Raw genomic sequence first — 25,646 nt, forward strand, 5'->3', positions numbered from 1 at the left:
CCCCTTTTCCTCATGCGGCGGCCCCGTAGAGAGATCCCCACGTGCGCCCGCCGATGTCCAAATCAGTGCTGAGCGGCACGCCGTAGAAGTCGTCCACCGTCATTGCCGCCTGGATCTCGCGGCCGACGTCGGGCGCGTCGGCGGCCGGGGCCACGAACACGACTTCGTCATGAACCGGAAGCCGCAAGAATTCCGTTAGCCCGCGTTCGTCGAGCCGCAAGAGCGCTTCGGCGAGCACGTCCCGCGCGCTCGACTGCACCACGTAGTTCGTTGCCGCATAGAGCCGTCGCCGATCGAGCGGCAACCGGCGGCCCGCCGGGGTGATGACTTCCCGTGCGCCCCACTCGGCGCGGTTCTGTAGGCGCGTCGAGTAGCGCCGCACCCCCGCGTATGCCCGGTCATAGGCACGGATGGCGGCTTGGACCTGGTCGAGCGGTGCCCCGGTCTGCCGGGCGAGCGTGTCCGGGCCGCCGCCGTAGACCTTCCCGAACCCGATCCCCTTGCACACCTTGCGGTGGTACTCGGTGAAGTCCGGGCCGTAGATCAGTTCCGCCGTGAAGGCGTGCAAGTCCTTGCCCGCGTGGATCGCTGCGGTCATCTGGACGTCGCCAGACAGCGCGGCGAGTACCCGCAGTTCCACCGCCTGATAGTCGACGGTCCCGACCACGCACCCGGGTTCGGCTTGCATCGCGCGCCGGATCACCCAATCCCCGGACGGCAGTTGTTGAAGGGGCGGCCGGGAAATCGACATCCGCGCGGTACGCGCCGCCAGGCTCGTGATGTCCGGATGAATCCGGCCGTCCACGTCCCGAAGCGCAAGCATCGCGTCCGCATAGGACGTCTTCCATTTCGACGCCCGCTTCGCGCGAAGTACCGCGTCCGCAAGAGGATTCGGCTCGCGCGCGCCGATGCGTTGCCACTTGCGGTCCAGGTCCGCCAACGGCAACAACACTTCCTTGTCCACCTTGAGCGCACCGGGGTCCGTTGTCTCCGTGAGGGTTTCGCCCATGCCTTCGAGCGCGGCGGCAATCTGCGCGGGCGCGTTCACCGACGTCACCCCGAAGCGCCGGGCCGCCGCCGTCCACTCGTCGGCTTCGTCGAGCAACCGCGCCGCAAGGGATTCGGTGTACTCGACGTCCAGCAGGAACCCGCGCGCCTCCATCCGCGCGCACACCAGCGCCACCGCGTGCTCAAACTCGGCGAGCTGCCCGTACCCGCCAAACTCCACCCGCGGCCCCAGTACACCGAACAAGCGGCACGTCAGGATGACGTCGAGCCCGGCGTACAGCGTGTACAGCTCGTTGCCGAGTGGGATAGCGGCCCACCCGGTTTCCTTGGTGTGCCCGAGTTTCCGGAACTCACCGTAGAGCCCGGCTTGTGTGTCCGGCGCGTCCGGGTCGACGTGTCGAGCGGACAACGGTTTGAGCCCTTGCCCGATTCCGCCGGGGTCCTGCGGCCCGCGCGGGTCGAGCAGATGCGCGAGAATCCGGGTATCGGTGATCCGACGCCACAGGCCCACCAGGTCCACCCCGAGATGGGCGGACACGGCGAGCGCGTCGAATTTTGCGTTATGCGCCAACATGAACGGCAAGGATACGAGCGCCTCGCGCGCTGCGGCTTGTGGTGCACACCCCACGCCGGCCGCGGGGTCGACCGGAAGCACCCACGCTTCCCGCTCGGTGCCGAACTGGACCAGGCGCACGCGGAACCCGGGCGCGTAGACGTCGAGCCCGGTGGTCTCCGTGTCGAACGCAACCGGCCGATTGTGGTTGCTACGGCACCATTCGATGAACGCGCGGGCGTCCTCGGAGGTCTCGACGTTCCGGACGATGACCGGTTCCCCAGCAACCCGGTAGTGCTGTTCGTACATGAGCCCCCCTCATTGTGTGTGCAGGAAAGGCCGGGCCGCAGAGAAATCCCCGGCCCGGCCTGCCTGCTTTGGTGGTTGCGGCTACCCCGCGTGAATCTCGTCCGGCCGCGCAGCGCGCACACCGATCAACTTCTTGCCCGCGTTCGCGCGGACGCTCTTCACCTTGCGCGATTCCAGGTTGCGGGCGAATTCCCTTGGCCCCCAACGAAGAACTTGCATGACCTGTTCTTCGTCGCGCCAGTTCTGGAACATGTCCCACGCGGCCTTCTGAAGGATCGAGCCCGCCGGGTCCCGCACGAGCACGCCGGGAAGGAAGCCGTCCATCACGTCGGACTGTTGCCGGTACTCGGCCACGGCCGCGCGCACGGACGCGGGCTCACGCAGGCCCCCGGCGTACCACTCGGCCGCGCCTTGCACGGCCCATGCGAGGATGCCCGGCGTTTCGTCGAGCAAGGCCCGCGAGAGCATCGGGTCCTTGTCTGCTTCCCCGAAACTCCGGGTGAACGGGATAAGCCTTGTCCGGCGCCAAAAGCCGTCATCCTGCCCGCGCACGTCGGGCCGATAGTTCGTGGCCATGAGCATGAGCGCGGTCGGGTGGAACGTAAAGATCCCCTTGTACAACTCGCGCGCGGTGACCGGGTCCCCGGCGGTGAGTTGCTTTAGAAGGGCTTCGTTCAGCCGGAGTCCCTCGGACAGCTCGGACAGCACCGCCAGGCGGACGCCGCGCAGCGCGGCAAGGGCCGGGTTCGCCGCGCCCGGGTCGTAGCTGCGCTGATAGGCCACGGCCGCTTGTGACACGTGCCCTGTGATGCCCCGCAGCACTTCCGCCAAGGTGTTGACGAACACGCTCTTCCCGTTGCTGCCATGCCCGTACAGCAGGGCGAAGGCGTGTTCGCGGGTCTCGCCGGTGATGCCGTAGCCGATGAGCCGCCGCATGTACCCGGGCAACTCCGGGTCATCCGGGAAGACCTCCGCGAGAAACTGTGTCCATCGTGGACACTGCGCGTCCGGGTCGAAGTCGTGCCGAATGATCTTGGTCAGCCGGTCGTCGCGTTCGTGGGCGCGCAGCGTTCCCGTGCGCAGGTCTACCGTGCCGTTGGCGAAGGTCAGCAAGTGCGGGTGTGCGTCGAAGTCTTCGACTTCGTGACCGGTGATCGTGCGCAGGTGTTCCAGCGCGGCCCGGATGCCGGAATCCATGTGCATCCGCCGCGTGGTCTTCAGCGCGGCCTTGTACATATTGGATTCGTCGCCGAACTTCTCGCGGATCTCGGCAAGCTCCGCCGTCATCGCGTCCGCCACCCGGTGCCCGATGGCTCGTTCCCGGGTGGCGCTCATGACCGACCACACCGCGCCCGTCCACGTGAGGAACCCGACCCCGTCCACGTAGGCCGTGTCCTTGCCGACGATGTCCAGCGCGCGGCGGGCGTTGGCAATGTCGGTTCCCTCCATCGGCACCCGCTCGCGGCGTGGCCTGGTGGGCTTCGGCGGTGCCTGCTCCGGCGGCGTCCACGCGGGCGCGTCCGATACGGCTTGGTGCAGCGCGGCGGCGAAGCTGTCCGGCGCGGCGGCTCGCCAGTCGGCAAGGTCCTTGTGCGCGGCCGGAATCGTGAGCACGCGGGCCGTGATTCCCAGCGTGGCGAGTTGCGCCCCAAGGTTCGCGTTGAACTCGCTACCGCTGCGGTCGTTGTCCCCCGCGAGCACCAGCCGCGCGCCCGGGGCCGCTCCGTCGACCAGCTCCCGCGCGGTGCGCTCCGCGCGGGCCACCCCGGCGCCCCGAACGGCTACGGCGGCGTACCCGGCAGCCACGGCGGTGAGCGCATCGCCGGGACCCTCGGTGACAAGGACCGTGTCGAAACTCCCGGAGGTGCGGAACACCCCCGTTGCGGACCACCTCATGCCTTCGGCCGGGCTCGCGAGGTTCACCCAGCGGGCCGGGCACGCGCCCCCGATGTCCCGGCCTTGCAAACCGCGTGGCGTGCCGTGCCAGTCGAGCATCGGCACGACAAGCCGGGGGTGAGCCGTGTACGCCTGCGTCCGGAAGTCCCAGCCCGGCGTGGTCACCGTGCCGTCATCGTGGCCAAGGGACAGTTCCCGGCCCATGTCCTCGGTCACCCCGAAGCGTTCCAGGGCGTACACGGCGCTCTCAGAGCCGGGCAGGCGGCTCGCTGCGGCAGTGACGTACTGCGCGAGCGCGGCAATCGTGCCGGGGTCCAGCTCGACGGGCGGGGCGTCGGACAGCGTCGGCTCACCGGTCACCCGGAACAGGTCGGCTGTGACCAGCCCGGCCGCCGTCAGCACGGCATCGGTCGAGCATCCGGCGCGGCAGTGGACGAGCACCCGGCCGTCCGGCTTGAGCGAGACGAACAGCGACGGGCGCCCGTCCGCGTGCGCGGGACAGGTCACCAGGACTCCGCCCCGGTCGTCGAGCACGGCCCCGCCGCCGCTCAGTTGCTGGAGCAGCGCGTCAATGTGCACAGGTCCCCCTCTCTGTGTTCAGTTGGTGTGTGCACCACAAGCCCCCGACGCCGGCCGCGGTGGTGGTGGTTGGTGTGCACACCACAGGCCGCGCAGCCCGGGGAAACGAGAAAAGGCCCCCGGGACCGTCCATGTGGACAGGCCCCGGGGGCGGGTCGAGCAGGGACGCCTACGCGGCGCCCTTGATGGAGATCTCCGGACGGTGGTACTCGACGTGCCGCCCCGCCTTCGTGTCGTACTCGACGAAGGTCAGCTTCAGGTCGGCCCGCATGGGGCCGTCCGCAGCGGCAAGCGCCCGCTCGATCTCCGCTAGGTCATTGACCAGCGACCACGAGCCGGACGAGAACAGGAACAGACCAAGGTCCGGGTCGTCCCTGAGCCGGAAACGAAGACTGATGTCCGGCTTCGGGCCACGGCCCGACTTCGACATTTCCTTGCGCTTGCTCAGCTCGCGCGGGCAGCCGCACGCCTCGCCGACCTCTTCGTCCTCGGGGTGGCCCTCGATGAAGTAGGCCCCGTCGCAAATGTGGATCGGCCCGGCCTGCCCATACAGCGCCATCCGGGTACGCAGCGCGGACGCGCCCTCGATCACGACGGGCACACTCGCGGCGTCGGTGAGCACCTGAAGGTTGTCGGACTTGTCGGTGTCCCACTCCTCCGGGGTGCCGCCGTACAGCTGTGCCACGCGGTCGGCGACGTCCGGGTCATCGGTCGTCACGCGCCACTCTGACAGCGCCTGCGGGCGGCGACCGATCAGGACGCCCGAGCGGAACCGGCCGACGATGTCATCGGCGAAGGTGTTGCGCGCCTTGGGCTTGGCGTCCGGGTCGGTCTCGAAAATGCGCAGCGACAAACTGTCTCCTTACTGTCGCGTGTGGACCGCTTTCGGTCCGCAGGGGTCGAGAAACTCAGAAGCGGAACGGGTCGGACCGGTACTCGAACGGCGACAGCGGAGCGCGGAGGAACTCCCGTACCTGGCGGTCCACTTCGGCCCGGCGCGCGGTCTTGGCCCGTTCGGTGCGGGCGTCCCGGGCGGCGTCGGCCGCCTTGGTCAGTGCCTGCGCGATCTCACGCGTCTGTGACTCGGTCAGCGCGATTCCCTGGTGTTCGCCCGAGGGCGCGACGAACTTCACCGTTGCCGCGAAAACATCGCTACTGGTGACGTCCTTCACGCGCAGGGTGCGGCCGTGCGCGGTCACGAGCACCGGGAACGGGCTGATCTCTTCGACCTTCGCGCCTGCGGGCAGCGTGGCCGCATCGGGCTTCGCGGTGGTCTCGTGCGTGACTTTGTACGTGGGCATAGCGGGTTTCCCTCTCTCTACTTGGATGCGCGACGTTCGGAGCCGGTCGACTGGACGGACTCGTACAGCGGCTTGCCGATGACGGTTGCCGACTCGGCGGTGACCCAGTCGAAAACCCGCCGCAGGTTCAGGAAGTAGCCGAACACGGTTTCGTCCACACGGGCCGGAACGAGCTTCCAGCCTTCGGGCCGCAGGTGCAGCACCGCGCCCGCGTGGATCTCCGGCAACGGCACTTGTTCACCAGACTGCGTCACGATGTGGTCGGCGTGGGCGTACGCGGAAAGCTGTAGCGACACTTCCTCGTGGACGCCGGACCGCGTCGACTTCGCGTCGAGCATCACGGTTTCGCCTTCGATGTCACAGACCGCGTCGAAGGAACCGGCGTACCGGTGGCGGTCGGACCACACCGCGTCTTCGATGAAGCGATAGCGCGGCTGGTACCGGTCGTGAAACTCGTTGATCCAGCGGACGTAGGGCTCTATGTCCGGGTGCTGCCTGCCGACGCGGTCCCCACGGGCGAGCTTCTCGTACAGCGCATGAACTTCCGTGCCGACGTCGGCCGCCGCGCTGGTCGTGCGCCGATGCGCCCGCTTGAGGTAGTCCACCGCCCCGGTCGGGTCGTTGAGCGCTAGGCCCACGACCGGACCAAGGTTGGACACTGCCGCTTCGGCGGTCTCCTTGGCTGCCCAGAACGTCAAGAACGGCTTAGGCAGCATGGCTACAACGCTCGTCACGCCCGGGACCTTCTCGCGGGTGTCCGGGTGGACGTAGAAGCGCGAGCCGCCGCGCTTGATGGTTTTTACTGCGCTCACTCGGTTTCCCCTCTGCGTTGCTCTCTCCCGCTCACGTCTGCTTCAGTGGCGGCGGAGCCCCGCAGGGGGACATGGTCGGCGAAGAAAGTTCCCGGACATGACGAAGCCCCTTATCCCACAAGGGAAAAGGGGCTCGATCGTGACCGGGCTTCTACGGGGCGAGTCGGGCGCGGAGCTTCTCACACAGCTCGACCGTTTCGGCGAGCGTGGCCCGGAGTGCGGCGGCGGTGTCGCTGTCGAGTGTGGACACATCCGGAGCGTCGGCAAGCGCACGGACCAAAGTGCGCAGCTCGGTCACTCGGGCGGGCAGCGTCGCGGAGTCGTCGACACCATCACTCGCCGGGGCGGACTCGCCCTTGCGGCGCGGAGTGTTGCGGTCGTATGTGTTCAGTCCGTAGTCGGCAAGCTGTTCGGGCGTAAGCCGCTTCCGCAGCTCTAGGCCCACTTGGTGACGGACTGAGGTACGTAGCGCGGCGGTGCGCTTGCGGTCCAGGGTGGACGCTTCGTAGACGGCGTTGGCCGCTTCCCGGTACGCGTAGGACTTGCCCGCGTAGTCCGGCCGCCCCCGGCTGTCCTCGAACAGCTCGCGGAGGTCTACCAGGACCCGGGCAAGGTCCACCTTGGCATCAGCGGAGCCGAGCAGCACCGCGTCACGAACGAGCGTGCCGCCCGAGCTGATCAGCCGCTGTTGCTTGGCGGTGTAGCCCGCCGCCTGCGCATCCATGCTGCCTACCTTCTCACGAGACAGGGTCCTGGCCCGGCAACCCCGGACCAGGACCCGTGAACATGTTCACGCACCACGGAGGCGTTTAAGCCGCTTCGCCTTCATCTCGCGCGCGGAACGCCTCCCCGCAGTCCCCGCACAGGATCGGCGCCCGCTCCAGACGGCCCGGGGTGATCGGGAAGCTATCTGGCTCTTCGCACCCGCAGATGACGTAGATGCGCTTCCCGCCGCGCGTCCCTCCCCGCGCGCCACGGCCCCGGCCCGGCGTGCCCGAGCTACCCTCGCCGCCGCTCCCGCCGTTCTCGCCGGGGAGACCCTTGCCGTTCTCGAAGCGGCGACCGTCCGCGAGGTAGGCGAGCCGGGCGGCCTCCAGTTTTTCGATGGTCTTTTCGTAGCGCTTCGCGGTCTCGTCGGTGATCTCGACGTGAGAGAAGCCGATGGACGGATGCGGCGCCTTGTCTTCGGGCCAGATAAGCCCCAACTCGTTCGCGGCCTTGACGAATACCTTGTTGTGGCGGCCATTGATGTTGGTGTCATGCGCGCCGCGAGCATGGTTGAGACCGTGCGCGGCCTCGTGCAGGAGCGTTTGCATGATCCGGCGGCCTGGCAGGCCGAGCAGCTCGCCCGACACGAACAGCTCCGGCGCACCGGTCAACAGCTCGTCCAGAAGGGTCGGTTCCTTGCCCGTCTCGGACTCCTTGCCTTCCTCGTCGGTCAGCCAGCGGCCCGGCCAGTAGTGAGCCCACTTCGGGGTCTTCCCGTGGAAACCCGAGCCGGTGACCGCGACCACCGTGGGAAGTTCAGGGTGCTTGCGCTGGATAGCGCGCCACGCGGCTTCGATGGCCTTGATGATCTGCGATCCGGTGTTCGTCATGTCGCTGTCCTCCCTGGTCGGTGCGTTGCCACCACGCTAGTGCGTGAACATGTTCACGCACTCCTGTATGTGGTGCACACCACACCCGGACAGCTGCGACGGGTTGGTGTGCACACCACAAGGAAGGCCCCGCGGCCGGCTCGAGTGCGCTTGACGTGCACACCACAAGCCGGACGCGGGCCGTGCGTCAGTCGACGGGAACGGGCTTCGGCACGGGCGCTTCGTAGTCGAACTCGTATTCGTGGCTGCGCAAGCCCCGGTGCGCGGCCGGGACGGCGGTCACCCGGCGGTGGATCTCCACGCCCGCGATGAGCGAGACCAGGGCGGCGGCTACGTCGAGTACGGCACCGCCGGGCAGGCCGGGCACGAAGTGCAGCGCCAAGCCGACCAGGGCGCCCGCGAGCGAGAGCACCAAGGCCGGGTACTTCCGGATGTAAGCGGTCACAGTAGATACCTCTCCACAAGGTCACGGACGCGGTCAGAGAGCACGTCCGGGGTGGAATCGTTGATCAGGGTCACGTCCGCGCGGATGGCGTCGGACTCGGTCTCGGACACGTGCGGGTCGGGATCGGTCAGGCCGGGCCGCCGGATGCGCAGGATCACGAAGCCGCGCCCGCGCAGCTCGTGCGCCTCGTTGAGGAAGCGGACGTCCGGGACCACGACGGGGCCGCCATGGACCAGCCGGGCGCGGTCGGTCAGGGCCTTGATCCACACGTTCGGCCCGAGCATGTCCCGTGCGGCTACGCCGAGCCGCTGAAGGAACCGCCGGGCCTCCGGGTAGGCGTCCTTCGCCCGCTCCCACCCGATTCGGTCGACCACGTCCCCGAGGTACTCGCCGGATCGGACAAGCGGGCTGGTCGCGTGCGCCACGGCCTTGAGCGGGTCGGCGAACGCGAGTCGCGTGTACCCGTGATCCCGCACGAGCACCCGGGCGAGCGTGTCCTTACCCGCGCGCATCCGGCCGACGATGCCGACAGACCTTCGTGTCATCTCCTGCCCCTCTCTGTCGCTGCCACGTACACCGCCTTCAGTGGCGGTAGCCGGAGATAGGGGGACATGGCCGGGCCGGGCGGGACTTGTGGTGTGCACACCAGAGGGGGCGCCGCGGCCGGCGTCGGGCCGGTTGTGGTGTGCACACCAAGGTCAGTAGCCGAAGCCGCGCGGCGGGAGCGGCCACGCGCCCCGCTCGTCCGGGAACGGAGAGGACTCCGCCGGAGAGGGGGCCGGAAGCTGCGGGGTGTCGGACGTGGGGGCCGGGGGCGGCGGGACAGGCTGCGGCAGGACCACACGCCCGGGGGCCGGTTCGCGGCCGGGCTGGTCCGCCGCGTCGGTGGTGAGCGCCTGGCCGTGAGCCGCCACGGTGGCGGGGGTGCCTTGAAGTAGCGTCCCTTCGGCGGTCGCGGTCGGGTAGGTCGACAGCGGCGCCAGGAAGGCGTATTCCGGCTCGAAGGCGTACACCGGGTACGTGTTCTCTGTCGGCGTGACCCACGTGAGCAAGACGTTTGCCTGATCGCCGGTGAACCCGTGCCTGGTGGCGTCCTCCCACACGTCGGCCGGGCGGTTGTAGAGCACGTGGTCCTTGGTGGCCTGGACGTTGTACCGGACAACGCACTTGCGCAGCACCGACACGGCTTCCGTGTCCTGCCACTCGTCGAGCGGCATTCCGTGCAACCACGCGATTTCAAACACCTGGACGTTGAAGGCGTCCGGGTTGCTCAGGCCGTTCACGGTGAAGGTCCGCGTCCGCGTCGTCAGGTTCCCCAGCGTGGCCGAGAAGTTGAACTTCATCGACGCTTGCCCGAATACCTGGATCATGAACCGGGCCACCAAAACCGGGTACTTCGGGTTCACCAAGCCCACGGTGTAGACGGCCAACTCTCCGTCCCTCACCCGCATTTGCCGGGCCTCGGCGCCGTCTACGGTGGCGAGCCGGTCAGCGTAGGTCACCTTCCGTTCGCCACGTTCCAGAGCGCTGATGCGGTCGGACAGTGCGCGGAACTCCGCTTGCAGGGACGGCGGCAGGGCGGGGTTAGGCATGGGTTTCGTTGCCTCCGAAGACGTCGCGGGGCGCTGCGGTGAGTGTGATCTGTTCGGCGCCGGAGTCGTCGACAGACACGGACAGCTCCGTGATTCGCCACATGCCGTCGATGGGCACCAGGCCGTAGCCGCCGCGTACGGTGAGCGCGTCGCCAAGGTCGAAGTCGTCCAAGCCGGGAGAAGCGTCCGGGTACAGCACGATGGACGGCAGGACGACGGGCGCCGCGCCGATGCGGACGCGCTCTTCCGCCTTCGCCCGGAGCGTGCCGTACTCCTTGATGTCCGAAAAGGACTCGACCGACTCCAGACGCGGGAACACCTGCGACGGCGAACCGGCCGACGCCCACACCTGATCCGCTCCGTCGCCGGAACCGAGCGCGAAGGCGTGTGTCACCACGGATTTACCGCCGACGCTGGCCCCGGTGATGTCACAGTTTCGGCCCTGCTCCAGCGTGAGCGCCCGGGAGCGACCTACGACGGGGTAGTGCACGTGGAACGTGGTGATCAGCTCGTCTGCGCGCCATGTGGTGTCAAACGAGAAGTCAAACCCGTTGATCACTGCGGCGAGTTGCTCGACGGCTTCCCCGATGCCTTTGTGTTCGGACCCCTTGTACGTCCGATCCCGCTTGACGCCTGTCCGCTCCGTGCCGTACTCGATCATGCCGAGCCGGGAACCGTCGCCGTACTGCCCGGCGTGCTGAAGCAGCGCGCGGGCTATGTCGGCTTGGTCGACTTGGGTAAAGGCGGTGGTGGCGTGGTAGTGCCGGAGCCGGAAGTAGCTCATCCATCCTTCGCATTGCAGGTCCATCGTTCCGACGGCGAAGTCGGCCTTCCCGTCCCACAGCAGGCCCGACCACACCACGCGGCCGTTTCGCTCGACGTACACGGCGGTAGCGGCGCCCGTCACGATCGTGCGGGGGTTCACGTGCGCGCCCGGCGGGTTCAGTGCCACGGTGAGCGACGCGGAGCCCGGGGCGTTCAAGGTGTTGGTGTAGCTGAACCGCTCCACGGGCAACTCCCCGTGCACTGTGCCGGACAGCACGTCGCGGAACAGCACGCGATACGTCGCCGTCATGCGGCCCCGATGTCTTCGAGCAGGAACACGCGGCCTTCGTTGCCCGGCAACGTGATGTCCGGCGCGCCGTTCGCCGTCGCCGTGGCTGCGAGGGTGTACGTGCCGCTCGCCGTCACGGTGAACGTTCCGGACAGCTCGTACGCCTGCGCGGTCGTGCTGTTCTTCAGGATGCCGGACTGGCGGATGAGGGGGCTATCGGTCGAGATCGAATTTCCCGGCGCGATTCGGATAGCGCCGTTCCCGTTGGGCGGTCCAGGATTGGACGCGTAGTGGTTGGTCGACCAGGACACGCGGTATCGGCGCGAAGCGTCCAAGGGCACCGTGATCCGCTCCAGCAGCGTCCACCCCTCGAAGCGATCCTCCGTCGTGCGCTTGACCTCCGCGACAACGCCACGGGGCAGCGTCGGGTCGGTGACGCGCTGCCACACGGCCCCGGTGCTCACCCAGACTTGCCCCGCCACCGTGTCCGTCCACAGTTGACCCACACGCGCGGCGGCCGGTTTCGTCGCGCCGCTGATCACCGGTCCGGAGATGTACTGTTGTCCGCCGGTGAGTCGACGGTCAAAGCCGGACGGGTTGACGCCCTTGGACGCTGCGGGAACCGCGAAATCCCATACGACGTAGGCATTCGGGACCTCGGGCGGCTGCGGCGTCGCGGACGGCTCTCCCTTGCGGATCTCGAAAAACCACTTCCCGGCATCGGCCGCCGTCGCCGGAGGGACGGCGTAAGCCACCAGGCGGTCTACGCGGTCGCGGGTGGCGTCCGCCGGGTCGAGCGTGAGCATGGTTGCCGACGACGCTTCGACCAAATACACGCCTGTTTCGGTTGCTGCGGCCGGGATTGCTGCCCGGCCGGGCGCGACAGTGACGCCCGACGTAGACAGGGACACGGCGAAATCGGTAGGCGCGAGCACGCCGACCGTGTCCCCGATGAACCCGCCCAGGACGCGGCGGACCAGCCCGGCCGCGTACTCGGTGTTGTCACAGAACAGCGGCGGGCTGTCCATTTGCTTGACCAGAACCAAGGTTGCGGAATCCTCCTTTAAAGGTTCAGACCCACGCGGACGTCCAGCGGACCGACAACTCAGCGCCGTCACCGTCCGGCCCGGCGTCGATGCGGTAGCCACGAAACAGGAATTCGGTCAGCCCCGGCGGGCAGGTCAGCCACGCATTGCCAGGGCCGGGAGTCAGGAACCGGGGCGCGGTGCCGTTCAACAGGACTTCGTGCGTGTAGGTGTCGACGTCGAGCCATTCGCCCCGCTGAAGCACGTACCGGAACGACAGCGATTCGCCCGTCGCCAGGTTGGTTATCTGCGGATCAACCACGGGGCCACGAATAGTGAACTTCGGGTACGTGGTGAACGTGCCCTGATTGAGCACGCGGGCCACGGCCCGGTTTTGTGGTGCGCCGAACCGTAGCGGGAACCGGAACGGCGGTCGTACCCCGCCGCCAGGCGCGTTCGGGTCGAATAGCGACACCGTGCTATTCATCAGTGCGGGGTCAACGATGAGCGGGCTTGCACAATACAGCTCGACCGTGGCCATGGCGACGCCATGCGTGTACTCGACGTTGACGGGAATTTCGCGTTTGCGGACACGGGCCGACACGAACCGAACAGCGCCCCCGGCGATTCCCGGGAACCGGAACACCAGCGGGCTGTCCGGCTGTGCCGGGGCGAAGGCGGCCGTCACGGCGTCGAGTGCGGCGGCCAGCTCGGCGCGCTCGCGGCCGTACACCTCGATAGTGAGGGTCACCGTACGAGCGCCGAGGTAGTCCGACCCGCTCACTTCGCCGTGACGGCTCAATGCGGCCCGATCGGAGGTCCGCACACCCGGAAGGTCCAGCAAGCCGCCCACGGACGCGAGGGACAGCGGAGAGTCGGGGGCGCCGATAACAAGCCCCCGGTACTCCGCCATCCACTCGGCCGTGACGTCCAGGGCGGCACGCTGCGCGGCGGCGAACAAGTCCGGCACGAGTTGCATTCGGCTACCTCCCGCCGGTTCGCATGGCCCACGCGACTTCACGACCAATGGCGTACGGGTCCGCGTTTGTCTGCGCGTAGACATTCACTGTTGCGCCATTTCCTCCCTCGATGCCGGCCGCGGAGTGATTCGGCACCACTTGCGCGCCTTTCGGCAATAGAACTTGCTCCGGCCCCCGCTCGCCGACCGTGTAAACTCCGGTCGTCGAGATCGGGCCGCCCATTGCGCGAAAGGGGTTGATCTTGTCTAGGAAGCCCCGGACGTCGTTAATGCGGTCCTGGACCCAATTTAGGATGCCGCGCACCTTGTTTACGACCCAGTCGAAAGCGGCGCCGATAGCGTCGCGAATTCCACGCCCCAGGCCGGAGAAGAAATCGACGATTCCGGACCAGGCATCTTGGACGAGTCGTCCGGCCCACTGGACTTTATCGACGACCCAGTTAAACGCGCCAACCACGGCGTCAACGACCGCGCGTCCTGCCGCAGTAACGGCGCCTACAATCGCGTTCCACGCGTCGACGGTCCATTGTTTCACCGTGTCCCAATTCGCGATGATCAACGCGACCAGGGCGACGACGGCGGCGATAATCCAGCCGATCGGCCCCATGGCCATGACCCAGGCGGCGGCCATCTGCGCGCCCCGGATGAGGCTTTCCACCCCGAGGGAGATCCACCCGGCCATCAGCACGGCGAACGCGGGAACCTGCGCGGCCAACGACGCGAGAGCCTCCACTTTGGACAGCACCCACGCCCCGGCAACCTGTGCCCCGTTCGCGACCGCCTGAATGCCGATGAGCACCCACGCGGCGCCGAGCTGGACGAAGGCGGCGGCCTGAACCGCGAGCGATGCGAGTGCCTCCACTTTGGACAGAACCCATGCCCCGGCCACCTGCGCGCCTTGTAGAAGTGCCTGTACGCCAAGGCCGATCCATTGCGCAACGAGTTGCACCATGGCGGCCGACTGCATAGCCAGCGAGGCAATCGCTTCCGCCTTCGACACAACCCACGCGCCCACGGTCTGCGCGGCGCTGATCGTGGCTTGAATACCCATCGCGATGAGCGCGGGAACGAACACCGACCCGATGACCCCGGCGACGACAGTCAGCCAATCACTGTTCCGCCCCACCCAGTCCACAAAGGATCGAAGCGCCGGGACGACGGTGTCATTGACGAACCCTGCGGCCGCCGTCACCGCCGGGCCGAACACGGTAGTCAGCACGCCCGCGACTTTCTCCACAAGCGGTACCACGTAGGTGCCCAGCACGGTCACGAGCCCGGACGAGAGCGAGCGGCCGAACGTCTCCAACCGCGCCTGTGCGTTGTCGTGCAAGGCATTGCCTGCCTTGTCCGCTGCTCCGGCGACGTTGCCGAGTGCGGCGGCGGCGGTGGACGGGTCGAGCGCGTAGAGCGCGTCCTGAAGGTCTTCCGCTTGCGTGCCAAAGAGATTGACGGCGGCGGCCGACCGCTTGACCGGGTCGGGCATGGCACGCAACCGGTCTAGGGTCAAGTCCAGTGCAGCGGCGGCAGCGGGGCCACCTGCGGCGAACTTCCCCGCCATCTCCGACGCGGATAGCCCGATGGCCTGGAAGCCCTCTTCAGTCGTCTTACTGCCGTCTTTCGCCCGGATGGCGAACTCTTTCAGCGCGTCCGCGACCTTGTCCGCGTCGCGCGCTCCTGCCTGAAGTCCTTGGGACAGAAGACCGGTCGCGGTGGTGCCGTCGAGCCCCAAGCTACGGAACATGGTCCCGTACTCGTTGAGCGTGTCGAGGAAGTCCCCGGACTTGTCCACGCCGTGCTGAAATCCAGCGACGATGATGTCAAAGGCTTCGTCGGCGTTCTTCGCGAGCCCGGTACGGATCATCTGCCCCACGGCGCGGGTGACTCCGCCTAGGTCTTGGTCGAACACCTTGGCCGTGTCGCTCGCTTTCGCCGCGATGCGCTCTAGATCGGCCTGTGAGGCGTTGCCCAAGCCGTCGATGTTCTGGACGACTCCGCGAATGGCTTCGGTGATGTCCGCCATGGACTCGCCGTATCCCTTGGCGTACAAGGCTCCTGCGGCAGCGCCGTAGGTCTTCGCCTGCTCTCCGGTCGCGCCAAGTTGCGCGTTGAGCTTGTCTGTCAACGACTCGCGCGACATCGCATCTGAGATGGCGTCACCGATGCCCGCGACCGCGCCGGACACGAGCGCGAACTTTGCCGCCATGCCCGCGACTTTCCCGGCGACGTTGCCGAGTGAGACACCGAAGCCGGATACGGCCTTATCGCCGTCGTCGAGTTTCTGTGTGAGGTCGGAGACGTCGCCCAGGATGGTTACTTTGATGGGTTTGGCCATGGGCACCCCCTCACGTCATGACCGGGGTACGGCGGGTACCCGGACCGTGTCCGCCGCCTTGGCGGTTACTGGCCTTCATGTCTTTGTCCATTGCGGACACCAGCGCGTTGAACTCGTCGAGCCGCAACGTGTGCAGGTCCGCCCAGGTGAGCCCGAAGTGGGCCACCAGCCGCGCCTTAGTTACTGCGCGGCGGGCTCGGTAGGGTCCGGCTTGGCCGGGGTGTCAACGCGGATCTTCAGCTCTCCGGCCTGCTCGATGGTGAAGCCGGGGTCCTCGCGCCGCTTGACCACGAACGCGATAGCGCGCAGGAACTTCCCCTTGCGAGCGCCGGGCTTCGCCACGGATTCAATGGACGCGTCGATGATGTCTTCGACGGTCTCGATCTCGGAAATGCTCAGTTCGTCGATGTCGATGGAAACGAACTCGGACAAGGATTCTCCTGTCTCGTCTATGAACCGAGAGCGCGCCGGACAAGGCGTGTGATCCGGTCGCGGAAAACCTCGGTGTACTCGTCCTGTTTCTTGGCTGCGGTGCGGAAGAGAAATGGGTTCGGCTTGATGTGCCGCTTGGGCCACCCGAAATGGATCGGTCCGGCGTAGGGCACGCTCTTGCCCCGACCCGCCCGGACGATGGCGCCCTTGACGCTCGCGGACGGCTTGACTGTGCGGGCCAGGCGGCCGGATCGGTGCGGGGCCGCGCGGCTCGCGGGCTGCGCCACCACGTCGGCGGTCTCCCGGTGCGCCTGCGCAAGCTCCTTGCGGAGGTCATCGTCTTTCGCGCGCCGGATTGCACTGCGCAGCTCGCGCAGCCCTTCCACGCGCACCTCAAAGTCACGAGCCACGGCGGCGCCCCTTCCTTGTGGTGCACACGCCAGGTCGCCGTGACGTGCGTCGCACGGACCTGATAGAGTCCGTCTTACGGTGAACTGGGATATGTTCGTGGTTTTGGCGGATGACCACTTCCCAAGGAGCCGTGCTAAGGCGTGCTGAGGGGCACGTAGTTAGCCCTTAGCTTGTCCGGTGGAGACACTGGCCAGGTTTGACGTGCGCATTGTCGCCTGGCCGGACAGGCAGACAGGGTGTAAGGATGGCTGGCCTAGCCGAAGTGGCGGTTGTCGTCGCGAGTAGTGCCGCAGCGCTCGGAGCTATTACGCGTCCACTATTTAAGTGGTTGATTACGAGAACGCTCACCGCGAAGGCGCGTCCGGAAGACGTGCCGAAGATTGCCGAGGCGCTCCATCCGCCGGTACGGGTGAGGCATGATCGATTGGCCCAGGGGAATCAGGCTTCACCCTCGAATCCTCCAGGGGAACCAGACGCAACCGTCTGATTTGCCGCTGCTTGTGGTGTGCACACCAAGCCGCCCGGTGCCGGCCGCGGGGCCTTGGGTTGTGGTGTGCACACCAGCCGGGGAGTGGTTCTCAGTTGCCCGCCGGAGGGGCGGGAGCCGCCGGGGTCGGCTCGGTGTACACGAGCTTGAGCGCGTCTGCGGTGCCCGGGTCGAGAATCCGGAAGGGAAGCTCGATCGTGGTCACTTCGTCGATAGACGCTTCGGGAGAGTCTCCGGTGAACTGAATCGCCGGGGCCTCGATCACCAGCCCGGAAACCTTCCCGTCGCTTGCCTTCGTGGCGCCCGTGTAGGAGATGCGCAGCGACAGCACCGCGCCCGCGATGAAGTCTTCGTACAGCGGAAGCGTCGCGTCGTCGAACTCGGCTTCGATACTGCCTTCGTAGGTCGGCACGGCCGCGCGCACGGGAAGCTTCTTGAGCGGGTTTCCCCGCACGAAGCGCCGATCCGTCTTCACCCCGGTTTCGGTGGAGATGGACCACTTGGTGACGTCGAGCGGGGTATACGCGGCCGCCCCGGGCCGCTTGATCTCCACCACGCCCGTGGTCCAGTCGTAGGGGAACGCTGCGGCGGGGTAGACCGGAGCGAGCGGGGCGGCCCCGTGCGTCACGGTCTGGAAGTCGAAGCCCGTCTTCACCGAAAGCGGGTTGCCGACTTCCTGTGTGAACTCGACAGTGGTCGCGACACACCCGACGTGACGGAACGCCACGAGCCCGCCGGATGCCTTGGGGCGCACCATTTCGGCGGTGAAGCTCGTTCCGCTCGCCGTGTTCGCGGACGTGTACGTGTGCACGGTGGCCTTGCCGGATGGCTTGGCGTCGTGCCGGTCGAGGGCAGCGGCGAACAGGGTTGCGGCCCCGGCGTCGAGTACATCGCACTCGATCTCACCTTCGCCGCCCATGTCGACGATCCGGCGGCGGTCGGCTCGCGCGGTCTGAAGGCCGGTACGGAACCCGACCGACTCCACGAATTCGCGGGTGGTCTTCCAGCTATCGCCCTTGCCTTCGTAGCCGTCCACGGTGGAAGCGGCGGTGCCGTAGGCGGTTTCCGCGCCCAGGGCGATTGATGCATCTAGCGCCACTCGGGCACCCTCCTATGTGTACATGCGCGCCCGCAGGGACAGGGTCACGTCCGCTACGGCGGTCGAGCCGTTGCCGTTCTCGCCGTTGGTCACGGCGACGCGGACCGGGCGGACGTCCATGAGCCCTGAGACGCGGTGCGGGTCGAAGTCGTCGAGTACGGCGCGCTCGATCTCGGCGCGCAGCTCGTAGACGGCGGTCTCTGCCCTGATCGGGTCGCCGGGCGCGTTGGCCCAGGCCCGGACGGTCACCTCCGCCGTGATGTTGGACGGCTTGCGGCGGCCCACGGCCATGGCCACGGGCTCGATGTCGGGTTCGGTCGTGTCGGTGAACCACACGCAGCGGCTTCGGGCGTCGGCGGGTTCGGCGTAGGAGACCTGAACCCCGGTCCCGGCGAACCGGGCCTTCAGCGACTCGAACAGGGCGAGCTTCGCCGCCAGGACTACGTACATGCGCTCACCCCCACGGCGGCCGGGAGCGATAGCGGTTCAGGACCGCGTTCACCTCCGGCAGGCTCGTCGGGCGCCAGTCGCCCCCGGCTTGGGCAAGGGACACCTGTCCGAACTCGCTGTTGATGCTCAGCGCACGGTCGGGCATCCGGGAGTGGAGATCCACGGCCCACTGTCGCGCGATGGTCCGTACTGCCCACCGAATCGCCGTAGGCGGGCGTTCGGGCCATGCCTGCCCCGTGTACCCCTCCACGGTTTCCACCGCGTAGGACAGCGCTTCGGACAGGTCGGCGTCGGTGATCAGCTCGGCGTCGGCGAGCCCGTCCAGCCGCCGCAGCTCCGGCAGGGTCGCGTACTGGTCGAAAGCTGCCATGCTTCGCGGCCCCCTTTCTTGTGGTGTGCACCCCAAGGGCCACGCCCGCGGCCGGCTCGAGTACGCGTGTGGTGCGCACTACAAGCCGACCGGGGGCGTGGTGATGGGTGGGACGGATCAGGCGCCGGTAGCCGGGGCGGGCAGCGTCAGCAGCGCCGAACCGGTCGCGTCGGTGAGCGTCCCGGCCGCGCGCTGGACGAACTTGAATGACACCAGGTCTTCGGCGAAGCGGGCCTCAGTCGAGCGGGCCACCCGCAGCGGCCCGGCGAAGCGGGTCACGAAGCCCGACAAGTCCGCGAGGACAAGGCGGGTGTTGTCGTCGTCGAAACCGGAATCCCGGATGACCGGGCGGCCCAGCAAGGTCAGGGTCGAGCCGTCCGACACGGAGCGGAGCAGGTACTGGCCGTTGTTGTCCTTGAGCTTGCGCAAGCGCGAGAGCATCCGGCGCCCAGCGATCCACGAAGCCCGCTCGGCCGCAGCGGTCGGCAGCTCGTAGAACAGGTCGATGACGGAGTCCGCCGCGTCGCTCTCCTTGGTGAGTTTGGCCGGGGCCTGCTTGATCACGATTCCTGCGAGCAGCGCGGCGAGGAAGTCTCGGCCCATCTGGTCGGCGAGGTTCGGCCCGGCGTCGGCCGCCAGGAAGCCGACCAGGTCCACCGCGTCATCCTGGACAAGCTCGTACGACAGGTGGGACAGGTAGCCGTACTTCTCCGGCGTGTTGCTCACCGTGTCGGTGCCCGGGTAGTTCTCCGGCAGAGCCGCGCCCTCAACGGGCTTGGTGGTCGGGCGGACCGGGGTCACGCGCGGGAACTTCAGCGGCTCACCGGTCGTGGTGCTGATCGAGCGAGCACCAGCCCGGATGACGGTAGACCGCTCCGCGATGATCTCCACAAGCTGCGTGTAGAGCGTTTCGCTCGGCACGGCCTTTCCAGCCTGCTTGTTCGCCGCGTCCACGTTGACGCCCATTACGGCGCGGAACTCTGCGGCATCACCCGGCGCGAGGCTGCGGAGCGTGGTGTTGTCGTTGGCTCGCTCGGTCTCGGCGTTCTCGACGCGCGGGGCGCCGTGCGCGAGCAGCTCGACGGCGAGCGCGCGGGCTTCCTCGGTGCGCTGCGCGGCGGCCTCGCGCGCCTGCGCCGTGGTGGCGTTGGCGAACAGGTCCGCGAAGCGGGTGTCCAGCCGGTCGAGCAGCTCCAGAATGCGGGCGCTGGTGTCGGTCGCGCCGTCGGCGTCGGCAGCCTTCAGGGCGTGCTCAGCGCGTGCGCGCTCTTCGGCGGTCTCCTGAAGCGCAGTGGTGCTCAAAGTGGTGGTGCTCCCCTTCAGTGCAATGGTGGCGGCCGTGGCAGGCCGCGCGGTGGATGCCGTGGCGTTGCGGGCGTCGTCGAGCGCACGCAGGGCGGCGGAGGTGTCGGGGTAGGCCGGGGTCGTGACCGGTCCCAGCTCCACGACGTCGATACGGCGAAGGGTGCGGATCACTTCGCCGTCCGGGGTCTCGGTCCAGTCCTGATCGGTGCCGGGGTCGGGAAGGGAGAACGTGAACGAGCTGCCCGCCACGACACCGCGCCGGATCAACTCGGCGACGTCGCGGGCGGTGCTGGTGTCGGGAAGGTCGATTTCGTACCAACCGCCGGTGTCGTCCTCACCGACGCGCAGCCCTGCGCCCGTGCGGGCAAGGGGGGCGTCCGCGTTGTGGTTGAACGTCGCGAGCATCTCGTTACGTGCCAACGATTCCCGGCCTGCTCCGGGCTCGACGCGTTCCCGGAACCCGCCTAGGTCATGGGACAGCGCGCCGAACACGTAGGCATAGCCGCGAATCGTCGTCGTCTCACCTTCGGACCGCAGCTCGACCGGGCGCGCGTAATCGCGCCGCTCAGTGGTCAACGGGTGCGGGCTCCTTGGTGTTCTCGGCGGGGTCTCCGCCGTCGTGCTCCGCGTCGTCGGGCGCGGAGTCGTCCCCCGTGTCATCTGGGGTGGTCTCGTCCGGCTGGTCGGCCGGGTCGGTCAGGGTCTTCCCGCCGGAGAGCGACAGCGGCCCGTCCGGGGTCAGAAGTGCGAGGTTCAGCGGGAGCTGAAAGAAGTCGCCGTACTCGGTGTCCGGCGGGAGGTCTTCGAGAGCGCGGACCTCATTGCGGGTGTAGATCCCCGACGCGAGACCGACGCGGTAGGTGTCCATCCGGTCGCGCAGTGAGCCGCGCTGAATGCCGTCGATGTTCAGGCGCACGAACGCGCGTGCGTCGCCCGTGTCGGAGACGAGCAAGGCCGTTAGGGCTTCCTCGATCCGCTCGACCCATGGCCGCGTGGAGTACTGCGCAAAGCTCGTGTTCTGCTCGGAAAGCCCGCTACCCCACGACGTTGAGTTGGTCGCGTCCGCGATGAGGTGTGGCGGCACGCCGTACAGCCGCGCGATGTCCGGGACCTGGAACTGTCGCGTTTGGAGAAACTGCGCTTCGTCCGGGCTGATCGTGACCTTCTGGAAATTCGCGCCTTCGGTCAGGATGGCAAGGCCGTGGCGGTTCCCTTTGCCCCCGTGGATGGTGCGCCACGTCTGCCGCGCAGCGCGGAGACCTTCGGGGGTCATCGGGCCGGGAACGGTGACCACTGCGCCGGGTAGCGCGCCGTCCTTGAAGAAAGCCGCGCCGTACTCCAGCGTTGACAGCGCGGACCCGATGGTGAGGGACGCGGCCTTGAGCGGCGAAACTGCGCGTAGCTCCCCGGCGAGCGGCAGCCCGCGCAGGTGGATCACGTCCTTGGGATCGAGCGCGCCGACCACGTCCGCCGGTTCCTTCTCGCCCGCGACGGACAGTTGATACACCAGACGCTTACGGCCGGATCGGGTCGCGACGTAGCGCGGTTCCACCATGGACGCGGGGATGACGTCGAGCGCTACCACCCGCCCGGCCGCCCTGGACACCAGGATGTAGGCGTTGCCCTCCAACAGCAACGACGTCATGATCTGCCCGAAGAACGTAATCCGGAAGGTGTCCGGGTTCGGTTTGATCAGCCAGTCCGGCGGGGACATTGCCCGGCGACGTCCGCCGACGCGGCGGTACGTGTCCACGGGAAGCGTCGCAATCGCGTCGGCGAGCAGGCGCACGCAGGCGAAGACCGCCGATACCTTGAGCGCGGTCTCCGGTGTCAACGCCTCATCGGCCGGAGAGTCCATGCCGAACAGCTCGGCCGTGGTCGTGGCCTTCTCGACCGGAACCGGGGCGGAGCGTTTCTCCACAAAGGACAGAAAGCCCACTAGCCCACCCCCCTCGACTTCGCCACGCACACCGCACCGACCACCGCAAGCACCCCGCCCGTGATCCACCCGGCGGGGCTGTACATGAGCGCGGCTCCGGTCGTGATGGCCGACGCGCCCCCGGTCGCGAGGATCTCCGGCGTGTTTGCTCGCCAGACTCCAGTGATGCGCGCCCCGGTCTTCTTGGTGGCGGCAGCGATCCGCCCCCACATGTCATTGAGCACAGCGGCCCCCTTTCACCACGCGTCGTCTTCCTCGAAGGCGTCCCAGGGCTTGGCATCCACCAGGAACCCGTCATGTGTGCGTCGGTCCTCGCGCCACAGTTGCGCGCGGTGAAGCGCGCCGATCAGGCACACGGCGAGGTCGATTTTTCGTTTGCTGGAAGCGCTTTCCTTATGAAGGCGCGGACCCCGGCTGTCCTCTCGGACAACCGCGTTCGTGAGGTGGCGGGCTAGGGCCGGGTCGCCGGAGTGGGTCATCCGGCCTTCCACGATCACCTCATAGGCGCTCTGTGTCGCGGGCACCATCCGCGCCAGGCTGTTCGTCGGGAACTCGACGACGGGCAAGCCCTCTTCGGCAAGCTCCTGCATCGCGACTTCCCACCGGTACGGGTCGCCCGGGACTTCGGCCACGCGGTAGGTCTGGCAGATGTCCCGGATTCGTTGCTTGACCTCCCCGAGCGGGGTCCGCCAATGCGGGTCATCCGGCGGTGCTTCCCAGTGCCCGAGGACTTCGGCGTGAAGGTCCGCCAGGCGCACGCCGACGATGCCGGTGCTGTCGCCTTTCCACGCGGCGTCAACGAAAGCCACGATTTCGTCCCCGGGCTCAAGCCGCTTGTCCGGCCGCGCGAGCGCGTCCCATGCGCCGTGCGGAAGCCACGTCGAGCCGCCCCGGACGAACTGATTCAGCCGGTACATGCGGAAGTTAGCTTCAGGGGTGCGCTTGCACGCGGCGGCGAAGTCCGCGTGATTCATGATCGGCCACGACGGGTTACAGCGCTCCCAGACGGCCGGGTCGGTGTGGTCCACCGTTTCCCCGGGCTGGACTCCGTACCAGCGCGACCAGAAAGACGGGTCCTCCTCTTCGCCGGACTCGACACGGCGGCCATGCTCGACCAGGTCCGCGAAAGGACCGTCCGGCAACGGCCCCGCCGTCGAGATCACCAGGAACAGCGGCTCGTTTCGTTGCGCGGAGCCAAGAGTGAGCGCGTCGAACAGGTCACTGTTCTTCGCCTGCGCGTACTCGTCCATCACGATCATGGACGGGTTCAAGCCCTGCTGAAGCCCGGCGTCCGCCGACACGGCCTTGAACCGGCCGCCCGTTGCGTGACAGATGATCTGATCACGTTGGACAGTGCAGATGTCCGACAGAAGCGGGGACATGCGCACCATGCGTGAGGCTTCGGCGAACAGCAACCGCGCCTGATCCCTGGTGTTCGCCGCGCAGATGACCTCCGGTGCGGCGTCGCGGGTGTCCGCGCACAGGTGATACAGCGCCAGGCCCGCCGCTAGCTGCGTTTTGCCATTTTTCCGCGCGATGCCGAGAACGGCCGTGCGGTACCGGCGCTTCCCCTCCGGTGTGAGCCGGTAAATCTCGTCGATGGCCTCGCGCTGCCACGGGAGCAAGCGGAAGGGTTGCCCGAGATACGAGCCGCCAAGGGTCAGGTGCTGGACGAATCGGCGTACGCGTCGTCCCTCTGTGTTGGGGGACAACGGTTTCGCCTCCTAGTCGTCGGGGCCGCCCAAGATGTCGTCAAGAGTCGTCCGGCGTGCAGCGTTCGCCGCGATGCCCAGACGAAGGCGGGCTTCGAGGTTCAGCCCGAGAGTCGTTTCTATGGCGCGTAGCTCTTTCTCGGTGGACTCGACGTACCGCAAGGCCGGGTGAATCACGGTCTGTCCGGTGCTGCCCACGGTGGTGAGCCCGTCGATATCCACTTCGCGCAACAGCGCGGCCCGCCGGTCGTGCAACTCGGCGTACCGCTCGATCACGAAGCGGTCGGTTGCCGGGTGGTACGCGCCTTCCCCGGCCGCCCACACCGCGCGCCATACCTCGCGGCCGACGTCGCCGAGCTTTCCGGGGACACGAGGGGCACGTCCTGGAAAGACCGGTGGAGCTGCGGCGCCACCAACGTTAGTAGTACGAGGGTTTCCCGAACGATTGGCGGGTGGCTTTGCGTGGGACAACGTAGCCCTCCTCGCGTCGTATACGTCTCAGGACGAATCCCCTGTACAGTCCACACAGCAACCCGAGACTGGAGGTAAGGTGGCAGCCTTGAGAAGTGCGGAACTGCTGTTGACTCAGGGGGCGACACAGTCGCCCGCCTTGCCTTTTTGGCTGCAAATAGTAGCTATTTCCCTGGCGCCCGCACTGGGGTTCGTCGGAGTAGCGATCGGCGCACTACTTAAAGACCGTTCGGATCGCAGGCAGGCGCTAATGGCCGAGCGGCGAAGTACTTACTCAGATTACGCCGGAAATCTTGAGGCATACCTTCGATTCATGGGCATGAAGGGCCCCGGTTACCTCAGGAAAGGTGGTGACAGAATGGTTTTATTCCGCGACACTTCAGAAGAACTTGAGGGAAAACTAATCGCTTCGGCCAATAAGGTCATGTTCTTCGGTTCCACGGAGCCAGCTTCAATTGCCGCCGAAACCTGGCTTTTAATTGCACAGCTCGCCTTAGCTAGGATAGAGGTTATGAAAAATGGCTTCAATAGAGAAGCTTGGAATGAAGCTGTAGGTGACGGGATAAAGCTTTCTCTCAAATTCTCAGACGCGGCCCTAGGCGACCTTGGGATTCCGAAAAAAGAGCGGGCGCGTCGCGGAATCAACAAGTCTCGCGGCGACGACGAAATGATGCTAAAGATCACACAAATGGGCAAAGAGATTGACGAACGCGACGCGAGGCAAGCTTCGGCTGCCGACGAGGAGAGCGTTTAGCGGATGTTAGTACCCGCTGTACCCGCCGCCCGTGCGGCGTCCGAGTACGCCGGGCACCTTGCTTTCCGAGCCGTAGCGGCCACGGGCGTACCGGACTCCGGCCACGATGTTGTCTACCGGGTGGCGCATGTTGTCGTACCCGGGCAGCTTCCAGCGGTCGAACGTCGGCCGGATCGTTTGAATGAGGCCGATGCTCGGCGTGCCGCGCTTGGCGTTGATGTCCCACCCGTTGTACGCGCAGGGGTCGCCGGATGACTCGGCCGTGATGATGATCCGCAGCGCGGCCCGGTCGGTGATCGGGGCTTCCCCGGCGTACTCCAGCGCGGCGGACGCCTGTGAGATCCACCGTTCCAGTGCGCCCGCCGACGCGACACCGCAGGCGGGCATCGGGTCCTTGGCGGGCCGCGTCGGTTCGGGGTCGGGCCGTGCAGGTTCTGGCGGCGGGCCGGACGTGGTCGTGGGCGGCGGGGCCGGGGGATCGAGCGACGGCGGGGCGGGCCTGACGGGCTCGCCGGGCGTAGCCGGGGGACCGATGAACGGTGGTTGTGGTCTCGGCGTGACGGCCGGGATGTTGGACAACAGGAGGACAGCGACCAGCGCCCCGGCGGTCACGCGGACGGCGGCCGACGTGAAGCCGGTTCGCATAGATCCTTTCCAAGTCAGGGGCCGGGCCGGTGACCGCTGCGAGGACCGGGCGTGAAAGTCCGTCCCGGGGTCATCAGGCTGAGCTGCT

At 67.4% G+C, this 25,646-nt stretch carries 27 protein-coding genes; 1 reads left to right on the forward strand and 26 read right to left on the reverse strand.

Annotated features, from left to right (window positions below; all coding sequences use genetic code 11):
- Positions 1 to 10: 10 nt before the first annotated feature.
- The 25 genes from ACFWX1_RS05800 to ACFWX1_RS05920 form a co-directional block, all read right to left on the reverse strand.
- The gene (locus ACFWX1_RS05800) at positions 11 to 1,870 is read right to left on the reverse strand and encodes a DNA polymerase (RefSeq protein WP_378384248.1); all 1,860 of its coding nucleotides are present in this window, start codon (positions 1,868 to 1,870) and stop codon (positions 11 to 13) included.
- Between the two features lie 81 nt (positions 1,871 to 1,951).
- Entirely contained in the window at positions 1,952 to 4,345 is a 2,394-nt protein-coding gene (locus tag ACFWX1_RS05805; RefSeq protein ID WP_378384249.1) for a phage/plasmid primase, P4 family, read from the reverse strand.
- A gap of 169 nt (positions 4,346 to 4,514) precedes the next feature.
- Positions 4,515 to 5,198, reverse strand: a complete 684-nt coding sequence (locus tag ACFWX1_RS05810; RefSeq protein WP_378384251.1) for a hypothetical protein — start codon at positions 5,196 to 5,198, stop codon at positions 4,515 to 4,517.
- Between the two features lie 55 nt (positions 5,199 to 5,253).
- On the reverse strand, positions 5,254 to 5,646 hold the full coding sequence (locus ACFWX1_RS05815; RefSeq protein WP_378384253.1) for a hypothetical protein: 393 nt from the start codon (positions 5,644 to 5,646) through the stop codon (positions 5,254 to 5,256).
- 17 nt (positions 5,647 to 5,663) lie between these two features.
- Positions 5,664 to 6,458 carry a hypothetical protein gene (locus ACFWX1_RS05820; protein WP_378384254.1) on the reverse strand — a complete coding sequence of 265 codons (795 nt, stop codon included), beginning with the start codon at positions 6,456 to 6,458 and terminating at the stop codon, positions 5,664 to 5,666.
- Between the two features lie 151 nt (positions 6,459 to 6,609).
- Positions 6,610 to 7,182 carry a hypothetical protein gene (locus ACFWX1_RS05825; protein ID WP_378384256.1) on the reverse strand — a complete coding sequence of 191 codons (573 nt, stop codon included), beginning with the start codon at positions 7,180 to 7,182 and terminating at the stop codon, positions 6,610 to 6,612.
- Between the two features lie 85 nt (positions 7,183 to 7,267).
- Positions 7,268 to 8,056 carry a hypothetical protein gene (locus ACFWX1_RS05830; RefSeq protein WP_378384257.1) on the reverse strand — a complete coding sequence of 263 codons (789 nt, stop codon included), beginning with the start codon at positions 8,054 to 8,056 and terminating at the stop codon, positions 7,268 to 7,270.
- 187 nt (positions 8,057 to 8,243) lie between these two features.
- Positions 8,244 to 8,501 (reverse strand): hypothetical protein, encoded by a 258-nt coding sequence (locus tag ACFWX1_RS05835; protein ID WP_378384259.1) that lies wholly within the window; start codon positions 8,499 to 8,501, stop codon positions 8,244 to 8,246.
- Entirely contained in the window at positions 8,498 to 9,046 is a 549-nt protein-coding gene (locus ACFWX1_RS05840; RefSeq protein ID WP_378384260.1) for a hypothetical protein, read from the reverse strand. The genes ACFWX1_RS05835 and ACFWX1_RS05840 overlap by 4 nt, the downstream gene beginning before the upstream one ends.
- 153 nt (positions 9,047 to 9,199) lie before the next feature.
- Positions 9,200 to 10,093, reverse strand: a complete 894-nt coding sequence (locus ACFWX1_RS05845) for a hypothetical protein (protein WP_378384262.1) — start codon at positions 10,091 to 10,093, stop codon at positions 9,200 to 9,202.
- Positions 10,086 to 11,150, reverse strand: coding sequence for a hypothetical protein (locus ACFWX1_RS05850; RefSeq protein WP_378384264.1), 1,065 nt, complete (start codon positions 11,148 to 11,150; stop codon positions 10,086 to 10,088). The genes ACFWX1_RS05845 and ACFWX1_RS05850 overlap by 8 nt, the downstream gene beginning before the upstream one ends.
- Before the next feature lie 14 nt (positions 11,151 to 11,164).
- Positions 11,165 to 12,265 (reverse strand): hypothetical protein, encoded by a 1,101-nt coding sequence (locus ACFWX1_RS05855; protein ID WP_378384265.1) that lies wholly within the window; start codon positions 12,263 to 12,265, stop codon positions 11,165 to 11,167.
- Complete coding sequence (locus ACFWX1_RS05860; RefSeq protein WP_378384267.1) at positions 12,219 to 13,133, reverse strand: phage distal tail protein; 915 nt, start codon at positions 13,131 to 13,133, stop codon at positions 12,219 to 12,221. The genes ACFWX1_RS05855 and ACFWX1_RS05860 overlap by 47 nt, the downstream gene beginning before the upstream one ends.
- A gap of 22 nt (positions 13,134 to 13,155) precedes the next feature.
- Positions 13,156 to 15,483 (reverse strand): phage tail tape measure protein, encoded by a 2,328-nt coding sequence (locus ACFWX1_RS05865; RefSeq protein ID WP_378384268.1) that lies wholly within the window; start codon positions 15,481 to 15,483, stop codon positions 13,156 to 13,158.
- A 10-nt stretch (positions 15,484 to 15,493) separates the two neighbouring features.
- The gene (locus ACFWX1_RS05870; protein ID WP_378384269.1) at positions 15,494 to 15,649 is read right to left on the reverse strand and encodes a hypothetical protein; all 156 of its coding nucleotides are present in this window, start codon (positions 15,647 to 15,649) and stop codon (positions 15,494 to 15,496) included.
- Between the two features lie 14 nt (positions 15,650 to 15,663).
- Positions 15,664 to 15,915, reverse strand: coding sequence for a hypothetical protein (locus tag ACFWX1_RS05875; protein ID WP_378384271.1), 252 nt, complete (start codon positions 15,913 to 15,915; stop codon positions 15,664 to 15,666).
- A gap of 17 nt (positions 15,916 to 15,932) precedes the next feature.
- Entirely contained in the window at positions 15,933 to 16,325 is a 393-nt protein-coding gene (locus ACFWX1_RS05880; RefSeq protein WP_378384273.1) for a hypothetical protein, read from the reverse strand.
- Between the two features lie 579 nt (positions 16,326 to 16,904).
- Positions 16,905 to 17,912, reverse strand: a complete 1,008-nt coding sequence (locus tag ACFWX1_RS05885) for a phage tail tube protein (RefSeq protein WP_378384275.1) — start codon at positions 17,910 to 17,912, stop codon at positions 16,905 to 16,907.
- 12 nt (positions 17,913 to 17,924) lie between these two features.
- On the reverse strand, positions 17,925 to 18,362 hold the full coding sequence (locus tag ACFWX1_RS05890) for a hypothetical protein (RefSeq protein ID WP_378384277.1): 438 nt from the start codon (positions 18,360 to 18,362) through the stop codon (positions 17,925 to 17,927).
- 4 nt (positions 18,363 to 18,366) lie between these two features.
- Positions 18,367 to 18,732: a hypothetical protein gene (locus ACFWX1_RS05895; protein WP_378384279.1), complete on the reverse strand. Its 366-nt coding sequence runs from the start codon at positions 18,730 to 18,732 to the stop codon at positions 18,367 to 18,369.
- A 117-nt stretch (positions 18,733 to 18,849) separates the two neighbouring features.
- Complete coding sequence (locus ACFWX1_RS05900) at positions 18,850 to 20,613, reverse strand: phage major capsid protein (protein WP_378384281.1); 1,764 nt, start codon at positions 20,611 to 20,613, stop codon at positions 18,850 to 18,852.
- Positions 20,603 to 21,895, reverse strand: coding sequence for a phage portal protein (locus tag ACFWX1_RS05905; protein WP_378384475.1), 1,293 nt, complete (start codon positions 21,893 to 21,895; stop codon positions 20,603 to 20,605). Before ACFWX1_RS05905 ends, ACFWX1_RS05900 begins: the two co-directional genes overlap by 11 nt.
- Positions 21,896 to 21,975: 80 nt before the next feature.
- Entirely contained in the window at positions 21,976 to 22,200 is a 225-nt protein-coding gene (locus tag ACFWX1_RS05910; RefSeq protein ID WP_378384283.1) for a hypothetical protein, read from the reverse strand.
- Positions 22,201 to 22,212: 12 nt separating this feature from the next.
- Positions 22,213 to 23,601: a terminase large subunit domain-containing protein gene (locus tag ACFWX1_RS05915; RefSeq protein WP_378384285.1), complete on the reverse strand. Its 1,389-nt coding sequence runs from the start codon at positions 23,599 to 23,601 to the stop codon at positions 22,213 to 22,215.
- 99 nt (positions 23,602 to 23,700) lie between these two features.
- Complete coding sequence (locus ACFWX1_RS05920) at positions 23,701 to 24,159, reverse strand: phage terminase small subunit P27 family (protein WP_378384287.1); 459 nt, start codon at positions 24,157 to 24,159, stop codon at positions 23,701 to 23,703.
- Between the two features lie 79 nt (positions 24,160 to 24,238).
- Here ACFWX1_RS05920 and ACFWX1_RS05925 point away from each other — a divergent pair, with 79 nt between their 5' ends.
- Positions 24,239 to 24,913, forward strand: a complete 675-nt coding sequence (locus tag ACFWX1_RS05925) for a hypothetical protein (RefSeq protein ID WP_378384289.1) — start codon at positions 24,239 to 24,241, stop codon at positions 24,911 to 24,913.
- A 6-nt stretch (positions 24,914 to 24,919) separates the two neighbouring features.
- On the opposite strand, the gene ACFWX1_RS05930 is transcribed toward ACFWX1_RS05925, so the two are convergent.
- A complete protein-coding gene (locus ACFWX1_RS05930; RefSeq protein ID WP_378384291.1) occupies positions 24,920 to 25,558 on the reverse strand; it encodes a transglycosylase SLT domain-containing protein in 639 nt (212 codons plus the stop codon).
- Positions 25,559 to 25,646: the final 88 nt, after the last annotated feature.

This window comes from Amycolatopsis sp. NPDC059021, assembly GCF_042739895.1.
Taxonomy (GTDB): Bacteria; Actinomycetota; Actinomycetes; order Mycobacteriales; family Pseudonocardiaceae; genus Amycolatopsis.

What these genes read in the sequence shown, in the direction of transcription:
- ACFWX1_RS05815 (WP_378384253.1), bottom strand. Translation starts at nt 5,646, where the DNA reads ATGCCCACGTACAAAGTCACGCACGAGACCACCGCGAAGCCCGATGCG.
- ACFWX1_RS05845 (WP_378384262.1), bottom strand. Translation starts at nt 10,093, where the DNA reads ATGCCTAACCCCGCCCTGCCGCCGTCCCTGCAAGCGGAGTTCCGCGCA.
- ACFWX1_RS05800 (WP_378384248.1), bottom strand. Translation starts at nt 1,870, where the DNA reads ATGTACGAACAGCACTACCGGGTTGCTGGGGAACCGGTCATCGTCCGG.
- ACFWX1_RS05825 (WP_378384256.1), bottom strand. Translation starts at nt 7,182, where the DNA reads ATGGATGCGCAGGCGGCGGGCTACACCGCCAAGCAACAGCGGCTGATC.
- ACFWX1_RS05890 (WP_378384277.1), bottom strand. Translation starts at nt 18,362, where the DNA reads ATGTACGTAGTCCTGGCGGCGAAGCTCGCCCTGTTCGAGTCGCTGAAG.
- ACFWX1_RS05895 (WP_378384279.1), bottom strand. Translation starts at nt 18,732, where the DNA reads ATGGCAGCTTTCGACCAGTACGCGACCCTGCCGGAGCTGCGGCGGCTG.
- ACFWX1_RS05865 (WP_378384268.1), bottom strand. Translation starts at nt 15,483, where the DNA reads ATGGCCAAACCCATCAAAGTAACCATCCTGGGCGACGTCTCCGACCTC.
- ACFWX1_RS05830 (WP_378384257.1), bottom strand. Translation starts at nt 8,056, where the DNA reads ATGACGAACACCGGATCGCAGATCATCAAGGCCATCGAAGCCGCGTGG.
- ACFWX1_RS05840 (WP_378384260.1), bottom strand. Translation starts at nt 9,046, where the DNA reads ATGACACGAAGGTCTGTCGGCATCGTCGGCCGGATGCGCGCGGGTAAG.
- ACFWX1_RS05905 (WP_378384475.1), bottom strand. Translation starts at nt 21,895, where the DNA reads ATGGACTCTCCGGCCGATGAGGCGTTGACACCGGAGACCGCGCTCAAG.
- ACFWX1_RS05930 (WP_378384291.1), bottom strand. Translation starts at nt 25,558, where the DNA reads ATGCGAACCGGCTTCACGTCGGCCGCCGTCCGCGTGACCGCCGGGGCG.